At 43.6% G+C, this 21952-nt stretch carries 17 protein-coding genes; 10 read left to right on the top strand and 7 right to left on the bottom strand.

What is annotated here, in order from left to right:
* Window positions 1-78 precede the first annotated feature (78 nt).
* Window positions 79-1638, bottom strand: coding sequence for a glutamine/gamma-aminobutyrate antiporter GadC (gadC, locus tag C825_RS01915; protein WP_010801189.1), 1560 nt, complete (start codon window positions 1636-1638; stop codon window positions 79-81).
* Window positions 1639-1838: 200 nt separating this feature from the next.
* Between gadC and C825_RS01910 the strand changes: the two genes are divergently transcribed.
* Complete coding sequence (locus tag C825_RS01910; RefSeq protein ID WP_010801188.1) at window positions 1839-2609, top strand: potassium channel family protein; 771 nt, start codon at window positions 1839-1841, stop codon at window positions 2607-2609.
* 103 nt (window positions 2610-2712) lie between these two features.
* On the opposite strand, the gene C825_RS01905 is transcribed toward C825_RS01910, so the two are convergent.
* From C825_RS01905 to C825_RS01895, 3 genes are all read right to left on the bottom strand, one after another.
* Window positions 2713-6159: a hypothetical protein gene (locus C825_RS01905; protein ID WP_135033533.1), complete on the bottom strand. Its 3447-nt coding sequence runs from the start codon at window positions 6157-6159 to the stop codon at window positions 2713-2715.
* A gap of 157 nt (window positions 6160-6316) precedes the next feature.
* Complete coding sequence (locus C825_RS01900) at window positions 6317-7075, bottom strand: DUF4469 domain-containing protein (protein ID WP_010801186.1); 759 nt, start codon at window positions 7073-7075, stop codon at window positions 6317-6319.
* A gap of 492 nt (window positions 7076-7567) precedes the next feature.
* Window positions 7568-8497, bottom strand: a complete 930-nt coding sequence (locus C825_RS01895; RefSeq protein WP_010801185.1) for a tyrosine-type recombinase/integrase — start codon at window positions 8495-8497, stop codon at window positions 7568-7570.
* 135 nt (window positions 8498-8632) lie between these two features.
* Between C825_RS01895 and C825_RS01890 the strand changes: the two genes are divergently transcribed.
* Window positions 8633-9214: an ORF6N domain-containing protein gene (locus C825_RS01890; protein ID WP_010801184.1), complete on the top strand. Its 582-nt coding sequence runs from the start codon at window positions 8633-8635 to the stop codon at window positions 9212-9214.
* A gap of 68 nt (window positions 9215-9282) precedes the next feature.
* On the opposite strand, the gene glsA is transcribed toward C825_RS01890, so the two are convergent.
* Window positions 9283-10248 (bottom strand): glutaminase A, encoded by a 966-nt coding sequence (gene glsA / locus C825_RS01885; protein WP_009860470.1) that lies wholly within the window; start codon window positions 10246-10248, stop codon window positions 9283-9285.
* Window positions 10249-10259: 11 nt separating this feature from the next.
* Window positions 10260-11699, bottom strand: coding sequence for a glutamate decarboxylase (gad, locus tag C825_RS01880; RefSeq protein WP_010801183.1), 1440 nt, complete (start codon window positions 11697-11699; stop codon window positions 10260-10262).
* A 257-nt stretch (window positions 11700-11956) separates the two neighbouring features.
* Here gad and C825_RS01875 point away from each other — a divergent pair, with 257 nt between their 5' ends.
* From C825_RS01875 to C825_RS01845, 7 genes are all read left to right on the top strand, one after another.
* Window positions 11957-13177 (top strand): MFS transporter, encoded by a 1221-nt coding sequence (locus tag C825_RS01875; protein WP_010801182.1) that lies wholly within the window; start codon window positions 11957-11959, stop codon window positions 13175-13177.
* A 279-nt stretch (window positions 13178-13456) separates the two neighbouring features.
* Complete coding sequence (locus C825_RS01870) at window positions 13457-14356, top strand: DMT family transporter (RefSeq protein ID WP_010801181.1); 900 nt, start codon at window positions 13457-13459, stop codon at window positions 14354-14356.
* A gap of 124 nt (window positions 14357-14480) precedes the next feature.
* Window positions 14481-14930, top strand: coding sequence for a DUF4252 domain-containing protein (locus tag C825_RS01865; RefSeq protein WP_009860466.1), 450 nt, complete (start codon window positions 14481-14483; stop codon window positions 14928-14930).
* Window positions 14920-15432 carry a GFO_1088 family ECF-type sigma factor gene (locus tag C825_RS01860; protein WP_044215113.1) on the top strand — a complete coding sequence of 171 codons (513 nt, stop codon included), beginning with the start codon at window positions 14920-14922 and terminating at the stop codon, window positions 15430-15432. Before C825_RS01865 ends, C825_RS01860 begins: the two co-directional genes overlap by 11 nt.
* Window positions 15422-15823 carry a FecR family protein gene (locus tag C825_RS01855; protein ID WP_010801180.1) on the top strand — a complete coding sequence of 134 codons (402 nt, stop codon included), beginning with the start codon at window positions 15422-15424 and terminating at the stop codon, window positions 15821-15823. The genes C825_RS01860 and C825_RS01855 overlap by 11 nt, the downstream gene beginning before the upstream one ends.
* Before the next feature lie 4 nt (window positions 15824-15827).
* The gene (locus C825_RS01850; protein ID WP_010801179.1) at window positions 15828-16289 is read left to right on the top strand and encodes a DUF4252 domain-containing protein; all 462 of its coding nucleotides are present in this window, start codon (window positions 15828-15830) and stop codon (window positions 16287-16289) included.
* A gap of 105 nt (window positions 16290-16394) precedes the next feature.
* On the top strand, window positions 16395-17645 hold the full coding sequence (locus C825_RS01845) for an acyloxyacyl hydrolase (RefSeq protein ID WP_010801178.1): 1251 nt from the start codon (window positions 16395-16397) through the stop codon (window positions 17643-17645).
* A gap of 2 nt (window positions 17646-17647) precedes the next feature.
* Here C825_RS01845 and mutS read toward each other — a convergent pair whose 3' ends face one another.
* Window positions 17648-20263: a DNA mismatch repair protein MutS gene (gene mutS / locus C825_RS01840; RefSeq protein ID WP_154278007.1), complete on the bottom strand. Its 2616-nt coding sequence runs from the start codon at window positions 20261-20263 to the stop codon at window positions 17648-17650.
* A gap of 231 nt (window positions 20264-20494) precedes the next feature.
* On the opposite strand from mutS, the gene C825_RS01835 reads away from it, so the two are divergent.
* Window positions 20495-21901: an arylsulfatase gene (locus C825_RS01835; RefSeq protein WP_289833524.1), complete on the top strand. Its 1407-nt coding sequence runs from the start codon at window positions 20495-20497 to the stop codon at window positions 21899-21901.
* The last annotated feature ends 51 nt before the right edge of the window (window positions 21902-21952 follow it).

The following is a 21952-nucleotide window of genomic DNA, read 5'->3' as shown; positions in this document are numbered from 1 at the left end:
TATAATAAAGGGGCGAGACCATCACGGTTCCGCCCCTCCTCTTTTTAGTACGTAGAATAGAAATTACATAAGTATATATTATGCTTGTGTATTATTCGATTTAGTTGTATTCGTAGTTGTATTTGTGCTATTTGTATTGGCAGTCTGAGTTGTGGCTGTTGCACCGGCAACAGGAGCCTGTACTTTAGCTTCTTCCCAATGGAAAGGCTCAAAATGTGCATTCGGATCAACCCATGATGCTTTTTTAGAAGCATAGATAATGAATGGAGCAGCCACAACAACAATGGCACCGATAATCAATACAGCAAACCAGACGGTATTACTACCGACAGAAATCTGACTGGGTGGAATAAAGCTCAATATGAAAGCTAATAACGAGCCACAGAAACCAAGACCACCGATAAACCACATCAATCCGTTGCCATGTTTACCGATACGGAACGGACGGTTTGCCTTCTTCATCCGGTAACGCAATGCGATAGCACCGGAGAACATCAGCAGGTACATAACCAGATAAAGGATCACTGTCAACTGTGACAGGATCTGGTAGAAACTCTGTACGGAAGGCATTACCACGAACAGCAGGCTCAATAAAGTAACCGCACATCCCTGTACCAACAGAATGTTTTTCTGAACACCGATCTTATTTGTTTTCTGGAAGAAAGGAGGCAGATAACCTGCTTTACCCACGGTAAAGATACCTTTTGACGGACCGGCAACCCATGTCAATACACCTGCCAGCACACCGAATGCCAAAGCTACGGCAATGATCGGAGATAACCAGGAAGCATGGATAAATTTGAAGTAATTGTCGAAACCGACCAGCAGACTCTGTGTCAGGTTGATATCTTTCTGAGGAATAATAACACCCAGAGAGAAAGTACCTAATACGAAGATAAGAACAGTGATCAACGCACCGATAAATACGGCTTTTGGATAGTTCTTAGAGGGATTTTCCACATCCTTTACGTGAATACCTCCCATCTCCATACCTGCATAAAACAGGAAGATACTGGAGGCCAGCACCAGGTTGTCGAACTTAGAGAAATCAGGGAAGAAATCACCATGGAAGTCCATGTTTGAATGACCACCCATAGACAGATAAACGATTCCGAGAATGATCAACAGGGCAGCCGGAAGGATCGTACCGACAATACCGCCCACTTTAGCAACCTTACCAACCCAACTCAACCCCTTCAACGAAATAAAAGTAGCCAGCCAGTAAATGATCAGCACCACAGCCAGCGTGTACATTTTGTTTGAAGCCAGTGTCATATCATGCGCATCATTCATCCCGATAAAGGCGATGGAAACAGCACCGAAGGTCAACACGGTAGGATACCAGATCGTACTTTCAATCCATTGTACCCAGATAGCGAGAAAACCCCATTTTTTCCCGTAGGCTTCCCCCACCCATCGGAAAACCCCACCTTGTTTATCCTGGAACATAGCTGCCAACTCGGCTGCCACCAGCGACGTAGGGATCAAAAATACGATTGCCGCGAATAAGTAATAAAAGGCTGAACTTAATCCGTATACAGCCTCGGCAGGTAGTCCGCGGAGAGACACTACCGCCGTAACATTCATAATTGCAAGAGTAAAAACTCCAAGTTTTACTGCTTTTCCTACATTTGCCATGAATTTTACTGTTTAAATGTGAATTTTGTATTGTTTAGTTTCGCTTTAAATATGTCAGTAAAACAAATCGTTATTGTGTTAGTTTGTCAACAAGATGTCAAACTAGGTTAATTAACAGAATAGTGTTAAAAACAAAATCACGGTATCCTTTGTTAGATAACCTAAAATATTTCTATCTAAACGCCTAATAATTAAACGCAATGAAGTCTGCTTTCAATGACATTATTTACGAGAAAAGAGGAATATACGGAGTCTTGCATGTTATCATTTTGCTACTCTCCCTTTTCCTTATTGTAGTCATCTCAGTCGATACATTTAAGAACATCCCTTTCATGACACAGGGTTCCTATCTGAAGATACAGTTCTGGATCTGCATGTTCTTTATTGCCGATTTCGTTTTGGAGTTTTTCTTATCAAAACGTAAATTATATTATCTGCAAACCCACTTTATTTTCTTAATCGTATCTATTCCTTATCTTAATATTATCAGTTATTACGGAATTGAATTCTCCCCGGAAATCACCTATTTCCTGCGTTTTATCCCGTTGGCACGCAGCGGATATGCACTGGCTATCGTAGTAGGATGGCTATCTTCAAACAAGGCTTCAGGACTATTCGTATCCTACCTGACCATGTTGCTGGCAACGGTTTATTTCTCCAGCCTGATATTCTTCGTGATCGAACATAAGGTAAATCCGCAGGTCACCGGCTATGATGATGCTCTTTGGTGGGCCTTTATGGACGTTACGACAGTTGGCTCAAATATTTACGCCGTCACACCGACAGGACGGATACTATCGGTTCTGCTGGCAGCACTGGGAATGATGATGTTCCCGATCTTCACCGTTTATGTAACCAGTCTCGTACAGAACGCGAATAAACGGAAGAATGAATTATATAATGAAGATAATACGCCGCAACCGGAAGCAGCAAAACAGACGGCATCGAAACCTGCGGAAGGGGAAAAATAACATCGTAGGAAACAAGCTGTTTCGATCACTAACGTTCTATACAAAAAAAACAGGCATGGACCTCATAAAAGAAACCCATGCCTGTAGTGAGTGTTTTATTCTACTATTTTATTACAATCTTTTGACTGAATCCTTCAAAGAAAATAATATATGTGCCTTTAGCCGGAACATCTATTTCGGTATAGGTTCCGTTCAACAAGTTTGTCTTAACGATACTTCCATTGAATGAAGTGATATATAAAGGCTTATTTCTCATCTCAGGATGTTTGATACAGAGTTTATAACCCCTTATTGCTATTTCTATCCCAGCAGAATGGATATCTTCATTGCCGACAGAAGTATTGACAATTACAGTTATAGTCTTATTTTCATGTATATCGTAAATAGTATATACAGAATTTATGGGCATCAATAATTCTCCATTGGCCCTGACCTGTAACTGGTCGGTTTTATACCTGCTTTCCAATCGGAACTTAAAGTTATTTCCGACCAGCACCCTATCCGGATTATAGCCCGTCTCAGCTATCATTTTTACATCTTCCTTCGGTTTAACGAACGTTACGCTAAATACTTCAGATAAAGTAATCACAATATTTTTGTCCGAGCGAATGTTTGACAGGGTATATATACCCCAGATATCAGGAGAAAGAAGAACACCGTTAACCCGTACCTGTATCTCCCAACCTTTATGTAAAGCATCTGATACAATGTGGAATTTAAAGTCTTCTCCCGGTTTTACCTTATTCTTATCATAACCGGATTCCGGAATCAGTGTTGCTCCTTCTTCTGCATTCCAAACAATATAGAACAGTTCTTCAATGGTTGGCGGAGTCACTTCTATTTTCACAATCAGATTGGCCTGTACATTTATAATGGTATATACCGATCCGCTGCCGGCTGTTATAAGCGCATTATTGACAAACACTCTTACAACGTTCTGTTCATACCCGGTTTTAGGTTTGATGCTGAATTTGAAATCAGCACCTTCCATTACAGATGATGCGTCATATCCTTCAACAGCTTTAATCTCAAAGCCGGTTTGAGAGGGAAGAGTTACCGTATATCTGATTTTATCCACCAACGTTATCGTTAATAATATATCTGCCTGAATATTGTAGAGCGTATAAACCCCATTTATATCAGTAGTTATCACAATAGAACCTTGCTTTACAATCACTTTTTTATCGGAAGGAAAGACGATTGTAAACTTGAAATCACCTCCTTTTACAATAGATGTTGCATTATATCCGCTTTCCGGTTTGACTGTTACACCGGAGAGTATATTCCAGGTTACTTTATAATTCGTACTTTGTATTTTTACTACTAAAATTTGGTTGTTACTCCAGATAAACTGCCAGTTTTCTGTTACACATACAAACTTATCCAAATAGGACTGAGAAAGAACAAACCCACTTCCTCCTTTAACTATGACAGTTGATGATTCACCGTCGGTTAATATTTTCAATAGATATTTGGGGGCACTGGTCATCGTTATCAAGGCACTTCCTGAAAGATAAACTCCGGTGTCTATTTTAACTGTCCCTGACAAGTAAAACAGACCGGAGGAACTTACCTGGCCATGAACCGTTCCATTTGTCAAATAGAGTATGCCCCCGCTCGATATGCATCCGGTGATAATCCCCTCGTTTCTCAACGTGCTTCCTGCTTCTATATAAATCAAATTCAAGTCTTTGGAGTTACTGCTGATGGTAGCTGTCGAACGGATTACCAGCGTTCCATTGCTGGACACTGTAATGAATTTACCGGAACTGCTCCATCCGGCAGATACTGCAATATTATCGAGAATAAGTCCGCCTTTTTTTATGTTGATCTTGGCAGAACTGTTAGATGATATCAGGCTTCCTCCATTGAAGGTTATATATTTGCCATCAATAGTAAGAGGCTTTGTCAATGTCACATTTTTGATGGGGATAATTGTCGGGGTAGATACTGTTCCCGGGGATGCAGCATCAAGGGCTTTTTGCAGGTCGTCTTCCGTCTCAATTACAGAGGAGGTTCCTCCGCCTATCTTTTCATAAAGAATCTGATTGTTTTTCCACACCATCTTGTAATCGGTATCAATACTCTCAAACATTGAAAGATATCTTTCTGCCAACACAAATCCGTCTCCTCCGCTCGCTACTATATTACCTTGGGTTAAGCTAAATTTAAGTTTATATTGAGGAGCGCTTGTCAATATAACTTGACACGAAATTTCGTCAGAAATTTGTACACTACCGCTCAATCTAACCGGGATCGTACTAAGTATAGCTGTGGCACTTCCGCTATTAAAGGTTATAGAGGAATTTAAATTTACTATAGCTCCCCTAATTGTACCCTGATTGATTTCTATAGATCCAGGTTGGAAACCCGCACTGATTCCTCCACCCTCGCCTCCGTCTATTAATGAATTATTTATTATCAACCGTCCTCCATCTACATAAATGGGTAAACCACCGTATGATCCTTTATTGGTTATTTTGATTTGATCTATATTAAGTCCTCCTCCTTCTAAACTAATCCATGCGTCATTGATGTTTCCTATAATATTTCCACCTGTTAAAGTGATATACTTACCGTTAATTGTGATACCTTTCGTGATTTCCACATTTCCAATGGATATAGAGGTAGGAGACCCTATGCTACCTATTGGAGCTGCATCTATTCTCTTCTGTAGTTCGTCTTCGCTGTTCACAGTGGAAGACTGTTTGGTACATATAATATTACCATCTTTTAGATCAAAAGACCAAGTATTTTGATAATCCTTGAATTTTGCAACATCAGCAGTTGTCAAAGTGTATCCAGCCGCAGCTGTCACGGCAATGGCACCTTCTTTTGCCAATATTCTCCAAATAGGAATTACATTTTCCAAGGCAGAAGAAAGCATCAGATGATACTCTCCATTTAGTCTAAAGTAAGATGTAATCTTGGCAGAACCTCCTATAGTAGCATTACCTTCAGTACAAACAGAACGAATAGTACCACCAGTCATTGTGAATTGTCCTCCTTTAGCAACATAGACCTGACCCATGTCATAATCATAACAGCCATATATTTCTCCTCCTGTCATAACAAAAGAAGAACTTCCGTCTACCTTAACACCTCCGGCTGTTACTTTACCTATAATATCATTATTCTTTATTATAGTCCCTGCTTTAACCGTTAATTCCGAACTTATCAAAGAAATGAGAGGACCTCTTGTATCCTTATTTTTTTCGTTGCCATCTACAACAACAGACTCTAACGTCAAATAACTATCCATCACATGCACAAATGTTCCGGGAGAATAAAAGTTATTTCTTAAAAGCGTACCATTTTTTAAAGTAATATTCCTTCCTCCGGTAATTTCCAACAGATCGGCCTGCTGATAGGTTTTCCCACCCAAATCGAGAACTTTCGTTCCGTTAGCCGGAACATCATTGATCAATTGTTGTAATTCGCTTACTGTACTTTGAGCTTTTACAGGCATCGATATTAAAACACCTCCCAAAAACATCAGCCAAATCAGAAAGGAGGTTCGTTTAGATTGGCTTGTATTAATCTTTTTCATGTGCAAATAGGTAATATTAGAGTTTAAGCACTTTATCTCATTTAACATATTTTAGGCGCATAGCCTAACCAACGTTGGTTAGAAGCCCTAACTGCCTCCAGTTAGATAGTGTCTCTGCCATTGGTTAGTCGGTCTAACCAACGTTGGTCGGATAGTATTACTCGATTTCAGGACGGTCTCCGCCTCCACCACTCGGTTTGTTACCTACGTAAAGTAATACAGGGAAGATATAAGTGCGCGGTTCTTTTACAAGTTTATTACCCGCAGCCGATTGGGTAACGATACTCAACGTGTATTCGCCATCTTCGAGGGTTGGCATCATGACAGTCAATTCAGAAGGATTGTTATGAACTAGCAACGGACATTTCTGTGCAGTACCGCCTGTTTTTGTAAAGAAAATGCCTATGCTGGCATCATCACCTGCCACTTTGATATTAGAGCCACTGATAACGGCAGGGGCGGCAGAAGTGAGTTGAGTATTCATTTCGCCGGTGGTAGAATCGGTAATTGAATTGATGATTGGGCCCGTGACAGCAGGGCGGGTTTCAACCACTACGTTTTTCAATGTGTCACGCAGTAATTTACCGGGTACATAACTGGCAGTGAGTTTGTTTTTAGCAGGGTCGAAAGCTGCTTTTTCGCCTTCGAAAGGACCTGTGAGTGTCGCCATGTACTGGCCTACACCGTCAACAACGCTTTTACCTTCGGCAATAGCGGTTACCTTTTCCTGATCGCCCATGCCCAGGATATACTCGATTGTATCCAATCGCAATTCAGAACCTCTTGCCAGGATGCGTTCGGCAATCTGATGGTTTCGCACTGTTCCTGTAATACGGGGCTTCGCTGTGTAATCGCCTTTTCGCTCCGTGACGGCATTGTCGTAAAGATCGGCAGTCAAAATGATTTTTTCAGCCATAATAATAAATAATTAAGCCTGTTGGTTGGACAAGGCGTTACCTGTGTGATCCGTAACCTTATTTGTGAAATAAGGTATCAGTTTATCTTATGATTATCATAACAGAGAGTAACTTCCTCCCCTCTCGAGAGGGGGTAGGGGGTGTGTAAATTGCCGTACTAAAGCACGAACTACATAGATTAACGCGGATATTTAACTGTTTTATCTGTGATTTTCTATCTGGAAAGTCTTTATTTAAAGTATTAACACACCCCCTGCCCCCTCTCGAGAGAGGAAAAGATACCCTCCGCCTTACTATGCCCATATCTCATGAAAAAACGTATGAATGTCACCTTTTTACCTAAAAAATCCCCCACCCACTTAATTATAAGCAGAGATGTTTGCCATTGTTCAAATAAAATCCCTATATTTGCCTCGTTCCTACACTAGTATAAACTTTGTTTTTCACAGCTTGTATAAAATGGGACAAAATACCTTATTTCACAAATAAGGTTACACCCTCATTCCTACCAGGACATCCAATCCTTTTGTAATAATCTCATTGGCAGAATTGAGTCTCGACTGGTCGAGTGCAGCCAGATAGTGACGTGTCGTCCGCTCCGATGTATGTCCGAGTGCCTGGCTAATGATGGCTACCGGTGTGTCGTTGTACAAAGCTGCCGTCGCCCAGGTATGCCGAAAGACGTACGAGGTGAGGCAGACCGGGACGGAAAGGCGCGATCCAATCTCCACCAGACAACCGTTGTAATGGTGCAGAGCCTGTTTATAGGCCTCATGTAACCGTTCGCCTTCCGCCTTTTCGGGCAAAACAGGAAAAAGATAGCGGCTGTCGGACAATGCATATTTATCGAATAGCCGTTGCATGCCGGGAGTAATACCGACACGCACCAGGACCCCCGTCTTGCAACGGTTGTAGACCAGTTCATTATCGACGATATTGTCGCGGGTAAGATGCGCCAAATCGATGAACGGCATCCCGCAGGCAAGGAAGGAGAAAAGAGCGAAGTCCTTCGCTGCCTGCAACTCCGGCTCGGCAGAGAGGTCCATCCGGGCAATCTCTTCCATTGTCTGAATACGAAGGGCGCGTTTAGCCGTTTCCTCCTGTCGCAAGTTGAGGTGTGCAAAAGGCGAGAGGCGGTCGGCCGGCGCCAGTTCCTCACGGACAGCAGTGTGATAGATGGCCCGGAAACTACTGAGGTAACTGTTCACCGAATTTGTTTTCAGATGTCCCAGTGCCAGAAGCCAGTCATAGAACCGGTCTATCATACCAGGGGTTATCGCGTCAAACGAAAGTTCGTCGGTACCCCAAAACCGCAGCAACCAGTTGGAGGAAGCGCGGTAAAGATCGGCGGTCGAATATTTGCCCGCCTTGCGTTTACGTTTCACCAACGCATCGGCGTAGGTGAAGAAGGTTGTTGTCATAAGCATAATAATAAATACATACTTGCATAAATGAGAATACTGAGAGCTAATTATTAAAAAGAGAATCAACTTCTATTACATATCAATTGCTTTTAATACCTTTGTTTCCATATTAACAATCAAAACAGATTAATTATGAAAGACAAAGATGAATTATTGGTGATACAGAGTAAGATATACGAGATCAGAGGACAAAAAGTCATGCTGGATCGTGATTTAGCTGAAATGTATGGAGTGTTGACAAAAGTTCTAAATCAAGCAGTAAAACGTAATCCAGACCGCTTCCCCGAAGACTTCATGTTTCAATTAACAAACGAAGAAACTCAAAATTGGAAGTCACAAATTGTGACCACCAATTCCATAAAGATGGGTGTTAGACGAAATCCATATGCTTTTACAGAATTGGGAGTTGCAATGCTCAGTAGCGTTCTTAACTCTAAAACGGCTATACAAATAAACATGAGTATCATGCGTGCTTTTGTAGCAATTCGTCATATTGCATTCACTCCTCCAAAGGATGAGTTGCAGGAGTTACAAAACGACGTCAGACAGTTGAAGGAATATATAGAAGATGTCTTTACCGATTACAACGACATTAACGAAGATACCCGTATACAACTGGAATTAATAAATAAAACATTGGCTGAGTTGCAAATACAGAAGAAGCTATTTAATAAGTCTCGTAACCCGATAGGATTTGTTAAACCTAAACAATAACCAAACAAGCCTCCCGCCCTCTGAACGAGGGACGAAGAGGCTTGCCAATTAAAAGAATAAACTGTTTGTTATTCAGTTATTGTTACCCGGTCGCCATTGAAAATGGACAGACCCAGTTTATTCATTATATATTTGATGGCCAATTGTGCTTTTACAGAATTACCCGCGCTATCAATTGGAGGGGCAAAGGCTGAGATACCGAACAGGCCGGGCATCACTCCCATCACACCACCGCCTACACCTGTTTTTGCAGGAATACCGGAGGTGTACAACCAGTCGCCGGTATGTTCGTAGAAACCTACGGTGGCAATCAGCGAAGTAATCTTCGGTGACAATGAACCGTCGAATATCTGCTTTTTGGATACCGGGTTCAGGCCGTCGTTGGCAATCGTTGCTCCGCAGACAGACAATTGGGCAGCTGTGATTCCCAGCGAACACTGACGGGTATACAGGTCGAGCGACATATCCGGGTCATCGTAGATACGGTTGTAGTTCTTCAATAACCAGGCAATGGAGCGGTTGTTGAAGTTGGTAGCCGATTCCGATTTGTACAATTCGTCGATCAGCTGAGGCGCACTGCCGCAAAGGTCGGTAATATTGGCAACGATGGCGTCCCATTTCTTAGCTGAGTCGCCTATCGGCTGAACCATACTACAGGCAGTAATTGCACCGGCATTGACCAACGGAGTAGACGGATGGTCTTTCTCCAGCAGGATAGCCATGATGGAGTTGAAAGGCAGTCCGGTTGCATCGGCACCAATCATTTCCAACAATTTCTGTGCACCGTACTGGCGCAATGCCAACACAGCGGTATGTACCTTTGAGACGGATTCTATACCGAAACGATATTCAGAATCACCTAACTGGATAAGTGTACCGTCCATCAGACAGATACTGATACCGAACAAGTTCTTATCTATATTTGCCAGATAAGGAATGTAATCGGCATTCTTACCGCCTGTGTTCGTCTTGAACATTTCATAGGCTTCCTGAGCCACTTCTTTTATTTGTGAAACGGAAATCTTTTTATCCATAACCAAACAAATTATTTAGTTGATTTAGGACAGCCGGTATGAGTGAAGACAGAACCTTTTACAGCCTGTTGTCTGTCCTGTGCGATACGGGTCGGGGTCGGATATTCCAGTTTTTCCAGGTCGGTGATCGCATTGCTGATGTCGCCCAGCAACTGGTCTGCCATGTCGCGACTGAAGCCCTGACGGACAACGATACGCATAACTACCCAGTTTTCGAGATTTTCAGGCAATGTATAAGCCGGAACCATCCATCCGCTCTGTTTCAGTTTATCCTGCAAATCATACAGTGTCCATTTAGCTGATTTAGCATAATCCGGTTTCAGATACCAGATGAACAATGGGTTCACAACATCTTTGCTGTAGTTCTGGAACGGAGCCATCTTGCCGATTTCAGCATGCAGGTAGTCGGCAACAGCCATACTGTTCTGCTGTACTTCCTTGTAACCCTGGAATCCGAGACGGATGAACTGATAGTATTGTCCCAGAATCTGAGCGGCAGGACGAGAGAAGTTCAAACCGACCTGAGTGATGTTTGCACCTAAATAATTTACACTGAAAGACATGGAGCCCGGCAGGTATTTTTTATCTTTCCAGACAACCCAACCCAGACCCGGATATACCAGGCCGAATTTATGGCCGGAAGTACTGATGGAAAGTACCCATTTCAAGCGGAAGTCCCATTTCAGTTCCGGTTTCAGGAACGGCAGGATGAAACCACCGGAAGCGGCATCCACATGGATAGGAATGTCGTAACCTGTCTTTGCATTATATGCGTCGAGTGCAGCGTCCAAGGCTTCCACATCGTCGTTCAGACCTGTCCAGGTAACACCCTGGATGGGGACGATACAGATGGTGTTTTCATCACAATACTTCAGGGCTTCCTGCGGGTCGAGTGTGATATGTTCTTGTGTCAATGGCACCTCACGCATTTCGATCTGCCACAGCTGGGCGAATTTTTCCCATACTACCTGGAATCCGGCAGAGATAACGAAGTTAGGTTTGTCGGTCGGTTTGCCCTGTGCTATTCTTCTTTCGCGCCAACGCAACCAGGCGGCAACACCACCCAACATACATGCTTCGGAAGAACCGATAGCCAAGGCTCCGGCTTTCCACTGTGCCTGTTCGGGGCTGTTCCACAGGTTAGCCATGATGTTGATACATTTAGCATTCATCACAGCAATACGCGGATACTCAGTTTCGTCGATATAGTTGATGTTGATTGCTTCGTTCATCAACTTTGTTGCATAATCATCCATCCAGGTGGTAACGAATGTAGCCAGGTTCAGACGGGGTTGTGTCTGGGCGAAAGTTTCGTCTTTTACCATCTGATAAGCAATCTCCGGAGTGGTCGGACCATCAGGGATTACATCTACTGGAGCGGGATGCAACATTGCATTCGAGCCAAAAATCGCGGTTTTGGCATCACCTTCTCTAAAACTTGAATCTTTCATGTCTTTTTGTTTTTAAATTATTAAGAATTGGCGCAACCGACATTCGTGCGTCGATTTGTAGTGCAAAAACAGCCTCTGAAAAGAATTGTTCTTCGATTTTGGTTAATGAGGGAATATTTGGGGTTTATTAAAACAATGTTATTTAAAATGAGAGAAAACAGTAATAAGTTCGTTAATGGCACGCAGATGACAATTCTGTTAAAATGAACATTCAGCCATAAGAATTGTTTTTTGTCTTATAAAACAGCTATTTAATTATGAGAATAAAAACCGGACAAGGGACGATACCCCTTATTACATTAATAGGTATATGGTCGATTTCGGCGCTGAATGCGCTGCCGGGATTGGCGGTCTCTCCTATCCTGGGAAAATTGTCCGCCATATTCCCCCACTCGACGGAGCTGGATATACAAATGTTATCATCTCTGCCTTCGCTGCTGATTATACCTTTTATTATATTATCGGGGAAGCTGACGGAAAAGGTCAACAACATCTGGTTGTTACAAATCGGGTTGAGCATCTTCGCCGTCAGCGGAGTATTGTATCTGCTGTCAACCAAGATGTGGCAGCTGATTGCAGTAAGCGCCCTGCTGGGCATCGGTTCGGGACTGATTGTTCCGCTATCGACCGGCTTAATTTCACGGTTTTTCGTCGGGGCATACCGGACAAAGCAGTTCGGTCTGAGTTCCGCCATCACCAACGTTACACTGGTCCTGGCAACCATCCTGACCGGTTATTTGGCGGAGGTGAACTGGCATCTGCCGTTCCTGGTTTATCTATTTCCGTTGATCTCGATCGTGCTGTCGTTCTATCTGAAAAAGAATATCGATCCCCTACCCGTTCATGCAACAGTTTCGGAGAAAAACAAAACTATTACTGCTGATCCCACATTCGGAAAACTGGGCATACAGGTTAAACACCTGATGCAGATCATGGGGTTCTACGGGCTGGCGACTTATTTGGTCATCATAGTCAGCTTCAACCTGCCCTTCCTGATGAAAGAATACCATTTCACCAGCGGTAATTCAGGTATCATGATCTCGCTGTTTTTCCTGGCTATCATGGCTCCGGGATTTATCTTGAACCAGATCGTCGACCTCCTGGGCAAAAAGACGAAATTCTATTGTTTGCTCTCGATCGCTCTGGGTATGCTACTGATCCTGATTTCAAGAACGGAATGGCTGATCGGCTTAGGCTGTATCTTTACCGGATTTGCCTATGGCGTTATTCAGCCAATCGCTTACGACAAGACGACCCGCACGGCTATTCCATCGAAAGTAACACTGGCACTGGCTTTCGTGATGGCAATGAATTACCTGGCCATCCTGTTATGCCCGTTTATCATCAATGTATTCAAAGATATGCTCCACATAGAAACACAACAGTTCGCTTTCATATTCAATATGATCATTGCACTGGCTGCTGCTGTTTGGGCTTATATCAAACAGGATTCGTTCCTGTTTAACGATAAGTTTTAGATGATGTAACGGCTTCAACATTTCCGGAAATGGCATTTACATGGTGAAAGTTGACTTCCGGAAAAGCAGAAACGACTTTTCAACGTTTAAAGTCGGTTTCCTAGGCCTAAGAAAGCCACTTTCACTATTGAAAAGTCATTTCCGAGACCTCGGGAAGTCACTTTCAACGTTGAAAACCGGTTTCCGAGGCCTCGGGAAGCCACTTTCACCATTCAAATGCCATTTCCTAGGCCTAAGAAGCCTTTACATCCGATTTTTAATCATTAAAACGCCAATAATATGAAGAATAAAAAGACAGAAGCCAACCTAAGTATGATCGTATCCAAAACCTTCAGCGGTTTGAATGCGAATGCCCTCAAATATCTCCTACCCTTATGGATTGCTCCGCTGACAGGAGTTATGTTTCGTTGTGTATTCGCTGCCATTGTGTTCTGGATCATCAGTATATTCTGGAAACAAGAGAAAACAACCCGGCGGGAGAAGATAACCCTGTTCCTGCTGGGAGCGATCGGATTATATGGTTTCATGTTCTTTTATTTGCTTGGAGTCAGCAAAACAACACCGGTCTCCAGTTCGCTGTTCAGCAGCCTGCAACCGATTTGGGTATTCATCCTTTCCGTCATTTTCCTACGGGAACATATTACGGCAATGAAGATAATCGGTATCGCGATCGGCTTGGGCGGCGCACTGCTCTGTATCCTGACGCAGAAAAGCGACGATTTGGCTTCCGATGCTTTTACGGGTAATATGCTCTGTTTGATCAGTTCTATAGCCTACGCTGCTTATCTGATCGTAAGCAATGTAGTATTGGGAAAAGTCAGTTCGCTCAATATGTTACGCTATAGTTTCCTCGGAGCAGCTGTTTCCTCTCTGATCGTGATGGCTTTTACCGGTTTCGACGGCCATCTGTTCAGTCATTTCGAATGGACGCCTTTCCTTGTCCTGATGTTTGTCCTTATCTTTCCCACCACAATCAGTTATCTACTCATTCCGATAGGCTTGAAATATCTGAGTACTACGCTGGTTGCCCTCTACGGCTACATTATATTGATTGTTGCCACCATCGTCTCCCTTTCCATCGGTCAGGACCGTTTCAGCTGGTATCAGATGATCGCCATCGCACTGATCTGTTCGAGCGTCTATTTCGTTGAAATAGCGGAAAGCAAGGATAAAAGATAATTTTTTTCCCTTTCTTTGTAACAACTTATTCTTTGTTCCCGTCTACCTTATGAAGCCTCTCCGAAGTGCGCACGAGGAAAGGCGGAAACAAACAGAATTAGTAATCATTTAATACAATAGAAAGATGAAACGATACTTTGTTATCCTGGCGCTGATCTTGATCTGCCAGGCAGGAAACAGCCAGACAATGAACCAATTGTTCAACGAGTTCTCGAAAATAGAACAGATCAACCATGTCAAAATAGGCAATATCACTATGAAACTTGCCAGCCTGTTCACCGAAACGATGGGGGTAAACGGCATCGAAGTCCTCGAGTTCGGCAGTTGTAACAGCGATGTAAAACAACGTTTCGAAAAAGCGATCAAGGAACTGAAAGACCCCGACTTCGAGACAATGGTCACCTCCAACGAAAAAGGCAGTCGCACAAAGGTCATGGTACGTATCGAAAAAGACATGATCCGCGAAATGGTAGTCCTCACCACCGGCAACAGCAATGCCTTGGTACGCATCAAAGGTAAGATCAAACCATCCGATATAGAAAAAGTGGTGAAAGATCATGGGAATGGATGCTGAGAACTTCAAACGAAAGTTCCTCTCCTTCCACCCCAAGCTTTTCCGGATCGCCTACGCACTTGTTGAGAATAAAGCCGATGCAGAAGATATCCTTCAGGATGCTTACTTCAAATTATGGAACAAACGGGACGAACTGCCCGACATAGAGAATCCCGAAGCCTTCTGTGTGACCCTGGTCAAGAACCTCTCTCTCGATTTCCTTCGTTCCCCACGTGCCAACCGACGGGAAGAAGAAATAGAAAGTGTATTTACGCTGGCAACCGATTCTTCACCGGAAAAGGAACTGGAAACGAAAGACAAGGAACAACAAATCCGGCAGCTGATCAACCGTTTACCCGAAAACCAGCGGCAGGTACTCCGTCTCCGGGGAATCGACGATTGCTCGATGGATGAAATAGAACAGATAACCGGCCTGAATGCCGTAAATGTACGTGTGCTACTTTCCCGGGCACGAAAAGTAATCAGGGAACAATTTGAAAAATTATACGAATATGAACGATAAACAGATAGATGAATTAATCAACAAGGTCCTCCGGGAGGATCAAACGTTACCGGAAGGACTTTCCGAACGGTTGGAGCAGCAGATAGATGCCTGGGCCGCCGCCGAAAAGAAGGAGACGATCCGTTCATCTTTCCGCCGCCGTTCTCTCTACTGGCTCAGCGGAGCCGCTGCCGTAGCACTGTTATGCATAGGCATCTTCCAGTTTACTACCCCCAATGAGGAACACCAACTGGCAGATACGTATACCAATCCGCAAGAAGCCGCCATGGCCGCCCAGAAAGCACTCGCTTTCATGTCTGTAAACCTGAATAAGGGAATCGAACAAGTGAACGAAGCCCAGCAGGAAATGAATAAAGTAAATGAAATACTGAATAAACATTTAAAAGATTAACAAGATGAAAACTAAAAATATATTGCTCATTCTCTTTCTGTGCTGCACAAGCATTTGCTTTGCCCAGAACAAACTTTTCGACAAATATTCCGAAATGGATAACGTCACCTCCGTCTATATCTCAAAAGCCATGTTCCAGATGATGCCCAAGATCGAAACAAACGGCCTCAACCTGATGAACCTGAAAGGGAAAATAGAAGGTCTGCAAGTCCTCACCACCGAGAACAACAGCATAAAGGAAAAAATGCGTGATGATTTCAAAAAGCTGATCAGTAAAGACCACCAGGAACTGATGCGGGTGAAAGACGGCAAGACACGCGCCACCTTCTATGTCAAACAGAAAGGAGACCTGATAAGCGAAATGATCATGTTGGCCGATACGGACAATAGCTTCAACGTAATCCAGTTATTGGGTAACTTCACCCTCCAGGACATTCAGGAGATCACAAAAGAAATGAATAAGTAAAAATGAAGCGATTATAGACCATAGTAAATGCTCTAAAATGTTATATTTGCGAAATATAAAGGATTTACCTTGATTATCTAAAATAACAAACGAGCAGAATAACGTATGAAAAGTGGAACAGAGAGGTTGAATGTACTGATTATCCTGATTGCTATGTGTTTTCCATCCGCCATTGCATTAGCTGATGAAGGAGCACATAAAAACGCATCGGGGGATATGACGGATTCCGTATCCTATTCACGTCGTTTAATCCATCGGTTAGGTTTCGACGTGCGGCCGACTTATATTTTCCCTACCAATTCTTTCCTGAAAGGAGAGAATACGGAAATGGAACCCATCCGGCGGTCTGTCTCTGCACATTTAAAATACTCGTTCCAATACTATCCGAACAGTTACACAGACCGGATTTACAGAGGCTCCTACCAAGGTATCGGATTATCGGGATACTCGTTCCAGAATAAGGAAGAACTGGGAAATCCGATAGCTGTCTACGTTTTCCAGGGAGCCCGCATCAAACGATTCAATCCACGTTTGTCACTCAATTATGAATGGAACTTTGGCGCATCTTTCGGCTGGAAACCTTTCGATGAAGTTGAAAACCGGTACAATAAGGTGATAGGTTCGAAAATCAATGCTTATATCAATACGAATTTCTATCTGGACTATATCCTTTCAAAAGAAATAGACCTGACAGCCGGAGTCGATTTGACGCATTTCTCGAATGGTAACACAAGATTCCCGAATGCCGGACTGAACACGATCGGATTAAAAATCGGATTAGTATATAACTTCAACAGGAAGGATGAATGTCTTTCCCGTCCCTTATTCCAACCTCCTGTTCCCCGCTTTCCCCGTCATATCAGTTATGATGTGGTCTTATTCGGTTCCTGGCGGCGGAAAGGTGTTTATGTAGGAGAAGGACAAATTGCCGCCCCCGGTGCTTTTGCAGTAGCGGGATTCAATATAAACCCGATGTACAACTTCGGATATAACTTCCGCGCCGGAGTATCATTGGATGGCGTTTATGATGAGAGCGCCAATATTTATGCCGACGAATATTCTTCGTCCGACCGCTTCTACAGGCCGCCTCTCAGCTACCAAATGGCGTTGGGACTTTCTGCCCGGGCAGAATATGTCATGCCTTATTTCACAGTCGGAATAGGATTGGGAGGAAATGTCATACATCGTGGCGGTGACCTGAAAGGTTTATACCAGGTACTGGCCCTCAAAGTAGAAGTTACCCGCAGTTCATTTATCCACGTAGGATATAACCTGCAAAATTTCCATACTCCCAATTACTTAATGCTGGGTATCGGATACCGGTTCCATAATAAATATCCGACATTCCACAGGTAAACCTACTTTCCTGTAATGATCTTCCGTATCTCGCTTAGCTTGTTCAACGCATCGATAGGTGTCAGGTTGTTTACGTCGAGATTCTTGATCTCATCGCGAACCTGGCTTAATACGGGGTCGTCCAATTGGAAGAAACTCAACTGGAAGCCTTCGGCAGCAGCGGCAATCTCCTTGACTGGTTTCGCTTTTACCTTACCTTTAGCTTTCTCCTTGCAATCGATTCCCTCCTGGCGGTTATCCGTTTCCAGTTGTTTCAGGATTTCGTTGGAACGTTTCACGATACTTTTCGGCATACCGGCCATCTTGGCTACATGGATACCGAAACTATGTTCGCTACCTCCGGGAACCAGTTTACGCAGGAATATTACCTTATTTGAAACCTCTTTCACCGAAACATTGTAGTTTTTGATGCGTTTGAAAGAACGTTCCATCTCATTCAATTCATGATAATGAGTGGCAAAAAGCGTCTTTGCACGGGCATTCGGATGCTCATGGATATATTCAACGATCGCCCAAGCAATCGAGATACCATCGTAAGTACTTGTTCCGCGGCCCAACTCATCGAAAAGAACCAGGCTGCGCGAAGACATGTTGTTCAGGATATTCGATGCTTCGTTCATCTCTACCATAAAAGTAGACTCACCGACAGAGATATTATCGGAAGCTCCTACACGGGTAAATATCTTGTCTACCATACCGATACGGGCAGACTCAGCCGGCACAAAACAACCTATCTGCGCCATCAGGGTAATTAATGCCGTCTGACGTAACAACGCTGATTTACCCGCCATATTCGGACCGGTAATAATAATAATCTGCTGCTTCTCACTATCCAGATACACATCATTGGCAATATAAGCCTCCCCCAACGGCAACTGTTTTTCGATCACCGGATGACGACCAGACTTGATGTCGATTACATCCGAATCATCCACATTCGGACGGATATAGCGGTTACATTCCGCCACTTTAGCAAACGACAACAGACAATCCAGACGACCTATCAGATTAGCATTCACCTGAATAGGTGGTATAAATTCAGCCAGACAGGTAACCAATTCGGTAAACAGGCGGTTTTCGAGGGCGAGAATCTTTTCTTCCGCTCCTAATATCTTTTCTTCGTATTCTTTCAGTTCTTCCGTGATATAACGCTCAGCGTTTACCAACGTCTGTTTGCGTATCCATTCGGCGGGAACTTTGTCTTTATGCGCATTACGCACTTCGATATAATAACCGAATACATTATTGAAAGCAATCTTCAAACTCGGAATACCCGTTTTCTCACTTTCCCGCTGCTGCACCTGCAACAAATAATCCTTACCGGAATAGGCAATGGCACGCAATTCGTCCAGTTCTGCATTGATACCTTTAGCTATCACACCACCTTTATTCAGCAAAGCGGGCGGGTCATTATTGATTTCTTTCTCGATACGGTCACGTATTTCGGTACAGGCATTCAACTGCTCACCGACACGGGAAAGACTCGGTTCGTCGCTGGCCATACAGGCTTCCTTTATAGGTTCGATTGCCCGGAGAGCAACTTTCAGTTGCACCACTTCCCGGGGAGAAACACGGCCTACCGCTACCTTTGAAATAATACGTTCCAGGTCGCCAATATGTTCTATTTGTTCATCCAGTATCTCCTTCACCTCCGGATGACGGAAGAAATAATCTACGACATTCTGCCGTTCCTGAATCGGTTTGACATCTTTCAACGGGAAAAGTACCCAACGCCGCAACATACGTGAACCCATCGGAGAAACCGTCTTGTCGATTACGTCCAGCAGGCTGGTTCCTTCGTCATTCATCGTACCGACCAGTTCCAGACTGCGCACGGTGAACTTATCCAGGCGCACATAACGGTCTTCTTCAATACGTGACAATGCTGTAATATGCGAAATATGTGTATGTTGTGTCTGATCCAGATAATAAAGGATTGCTCCCGATGCGACGACGCCCAGTTTCAAATGTTCTACTCCGAAACCTTTAAGATTCTTTGTCTCGAAATGTTTCAACAGACGATCGTTAGCGGCATCGGCCGAGAATACCCAGTCTTCCATTTCAAACGTAAAGAAACGGGGACCGAAGGCTTCTTCGAAACGTTTCTTATTATTACGCTCGATCAGAACTTCCTTCGGAGAGAAGTTATTGAGCAGTTTGTCGATATAGTCGATTGTTCCCTCAGCAGTCAGAAATTCACCGGTGGAAATATCCAGCAGGGAAATTCCACAAACATCTTTACCGAAATGAATGGCGGCAAGGAAATTATTCTCTTTATGATTCAGGATATTGTCGTTGATAGAGACACCCGGTGTAACCAACTCCGTCACTCCGCGTTTCACCAGCTTCTTAGTCATCTTCGGGTCTTCCAGCTGGTCGCAGATAGCAACACGTTTACCGGCACGGACCAGCTTGGGAAGATAAGTATCGAGGGCATGATGCGGAAATCCGGCCATTTCAATAAACTGGCCCGGCCCGTTGGCTTTTTTTGTTTGTACGATTCCCAGTATCTCGGCACCAATCACGGCGTCTTCGCCATACATTTCGTAAAAGTCTCCTACACGGAACAGAAGTACAGCATCCGGATGTTTCGCCTTTATATCGAAATACTGCTTCATCAATGGGGTTTCAACGATCTTTGCCACGGGATATATCTTTTATCATTTTATTTACAACCGCACAAAGGTACAAATTTTTATGAGAGAAAAATAACCTCCTCTTGCATCAGCTTCTTTATTAATTAGAAAACTTTCCTACACTTTTTAAATAAAAAATATAACTTTGCCAGCATGTCTGACAAGAAACATCTTAGAATCATGAAAAAAACTTTATTACTCGCTTCCGGCTTTATGCTGGCTGTTCCTTTTGTACAAGCACAAAAGAACAAAGACAAAAAACCGAACATCGTATTTATTTTAGCAGATGACCTGGGATACGGTGACCTGAGCTGCTACGGACAGGAAAAGTTTGAAACTCCGAACATCGACCAACTGGCGCAAAACGGTATGCGTTTCACCCAGTGCTATTCGGGAACGACTGTCAGTGCCCCTTCCCGCTCCTGCCTGTTGACCGGTACACACAGCGGACATACTCCTGTTCGGGGAAACAAAGAACTCGACCCGGAAGGACAATTCCCGTTGCCGGAAGGTACCCGCACCATCTTCCATGTGATGCAGGATGCAGGATATAAGACTTCTGCCTTCGGTAAATGGGGATTAGGTTATATCGGTACTTCGGGCGATCCTAAAAACCAGGGTTGTGAAACATTCTACGGATATAACTGCCAGTTGCTGGCACATAGTTACTATCCCGACCACCTGTGGGATAACGACCAACGAGTGGAACTAAAAGATAATGTATTGGAAGTTCAATACGGAAAAGGTACTTATTCGCAGGATCTTATCCATTCGAAAGCACTCGATTATCTGGATAACCTCGAGGAAGACGAACCTTTCTTTATGTGGTATCCGACTATCCTGCCACATGCCGAACTGATCGTACCGGAAGACAGTATTATTAAGAAATTCCGTGGCATGTATCCCGAAAAGGCTTACAAAGGAACAGAACCGGGCAGTCCGGCTTTCCGCAAAGGCGGTTATTGCACACAGCTTCATCCGCACGCTACATTTGCTGCTATGATATATCGTCTGGACGTATATGTGGGACAGATTGTTCAGAAGCTGAAAGATAAAGGTTTATACGATAATACAATCATTATTTTCGCCAGCGACAACGGTCCGCACATGGAAGGTGGCGCTGATCCTGATTTCTTCAATAGCAACGGTATGTACCGTGGCTACAAACGTGACTTATATGAAGGCGGTATCCGCGTACCGATGATTATCTCATGGCCGGGACATATCCAACCGGGAACAGAAACAAACTTTATGTGTTCTTTCTGGGATGTATTGCCTACATTCGAAGAAATCATCAGCCCGAAAGCCAAACAGAAAGAGATGGATGGCGTAAGCATGTTGCCATTGCTTCAAAACCGTAAAGGTCAGAAAGAACATGAATTCCTGTATTTCGAATTTCAGGAAATGAACGGTCGTCAGGCTGTCCGTCAAGGTCCGTGGAAACTGGTTCACATGAACATCCGTGGCGATAAGCCTTATTATGAGCTTTACAACTTAGCAGCCGATCCTTCGGAAAGACATAACATCCTGGATAAATATCCTGAAAAAGTAGCCGAACTGAAAGAAATCATGGTTCGTGAACACATCGAAGACCCGAACTGGCCGTTGCTGAAAAAGTAAAACCATTGAAAATAGGGGATGTCCGACTTTTGGACATCCCTTCTACTTCTA

The organism is Parabacteroides sp. ASF519 (assembly GCF_000364265.2).
GTDB classification, from domain to species: Bacteria; Bacteroidota; Bacteroidia; order Bacteroidales; family Tannerellaceae; genus Parabacteroides; species Parabacteroides goldsteinii.
Note: the sequence above shows the minus strand (reverse complement) of the source record. Positions and strands in the feature narration are given on the sequence as shown.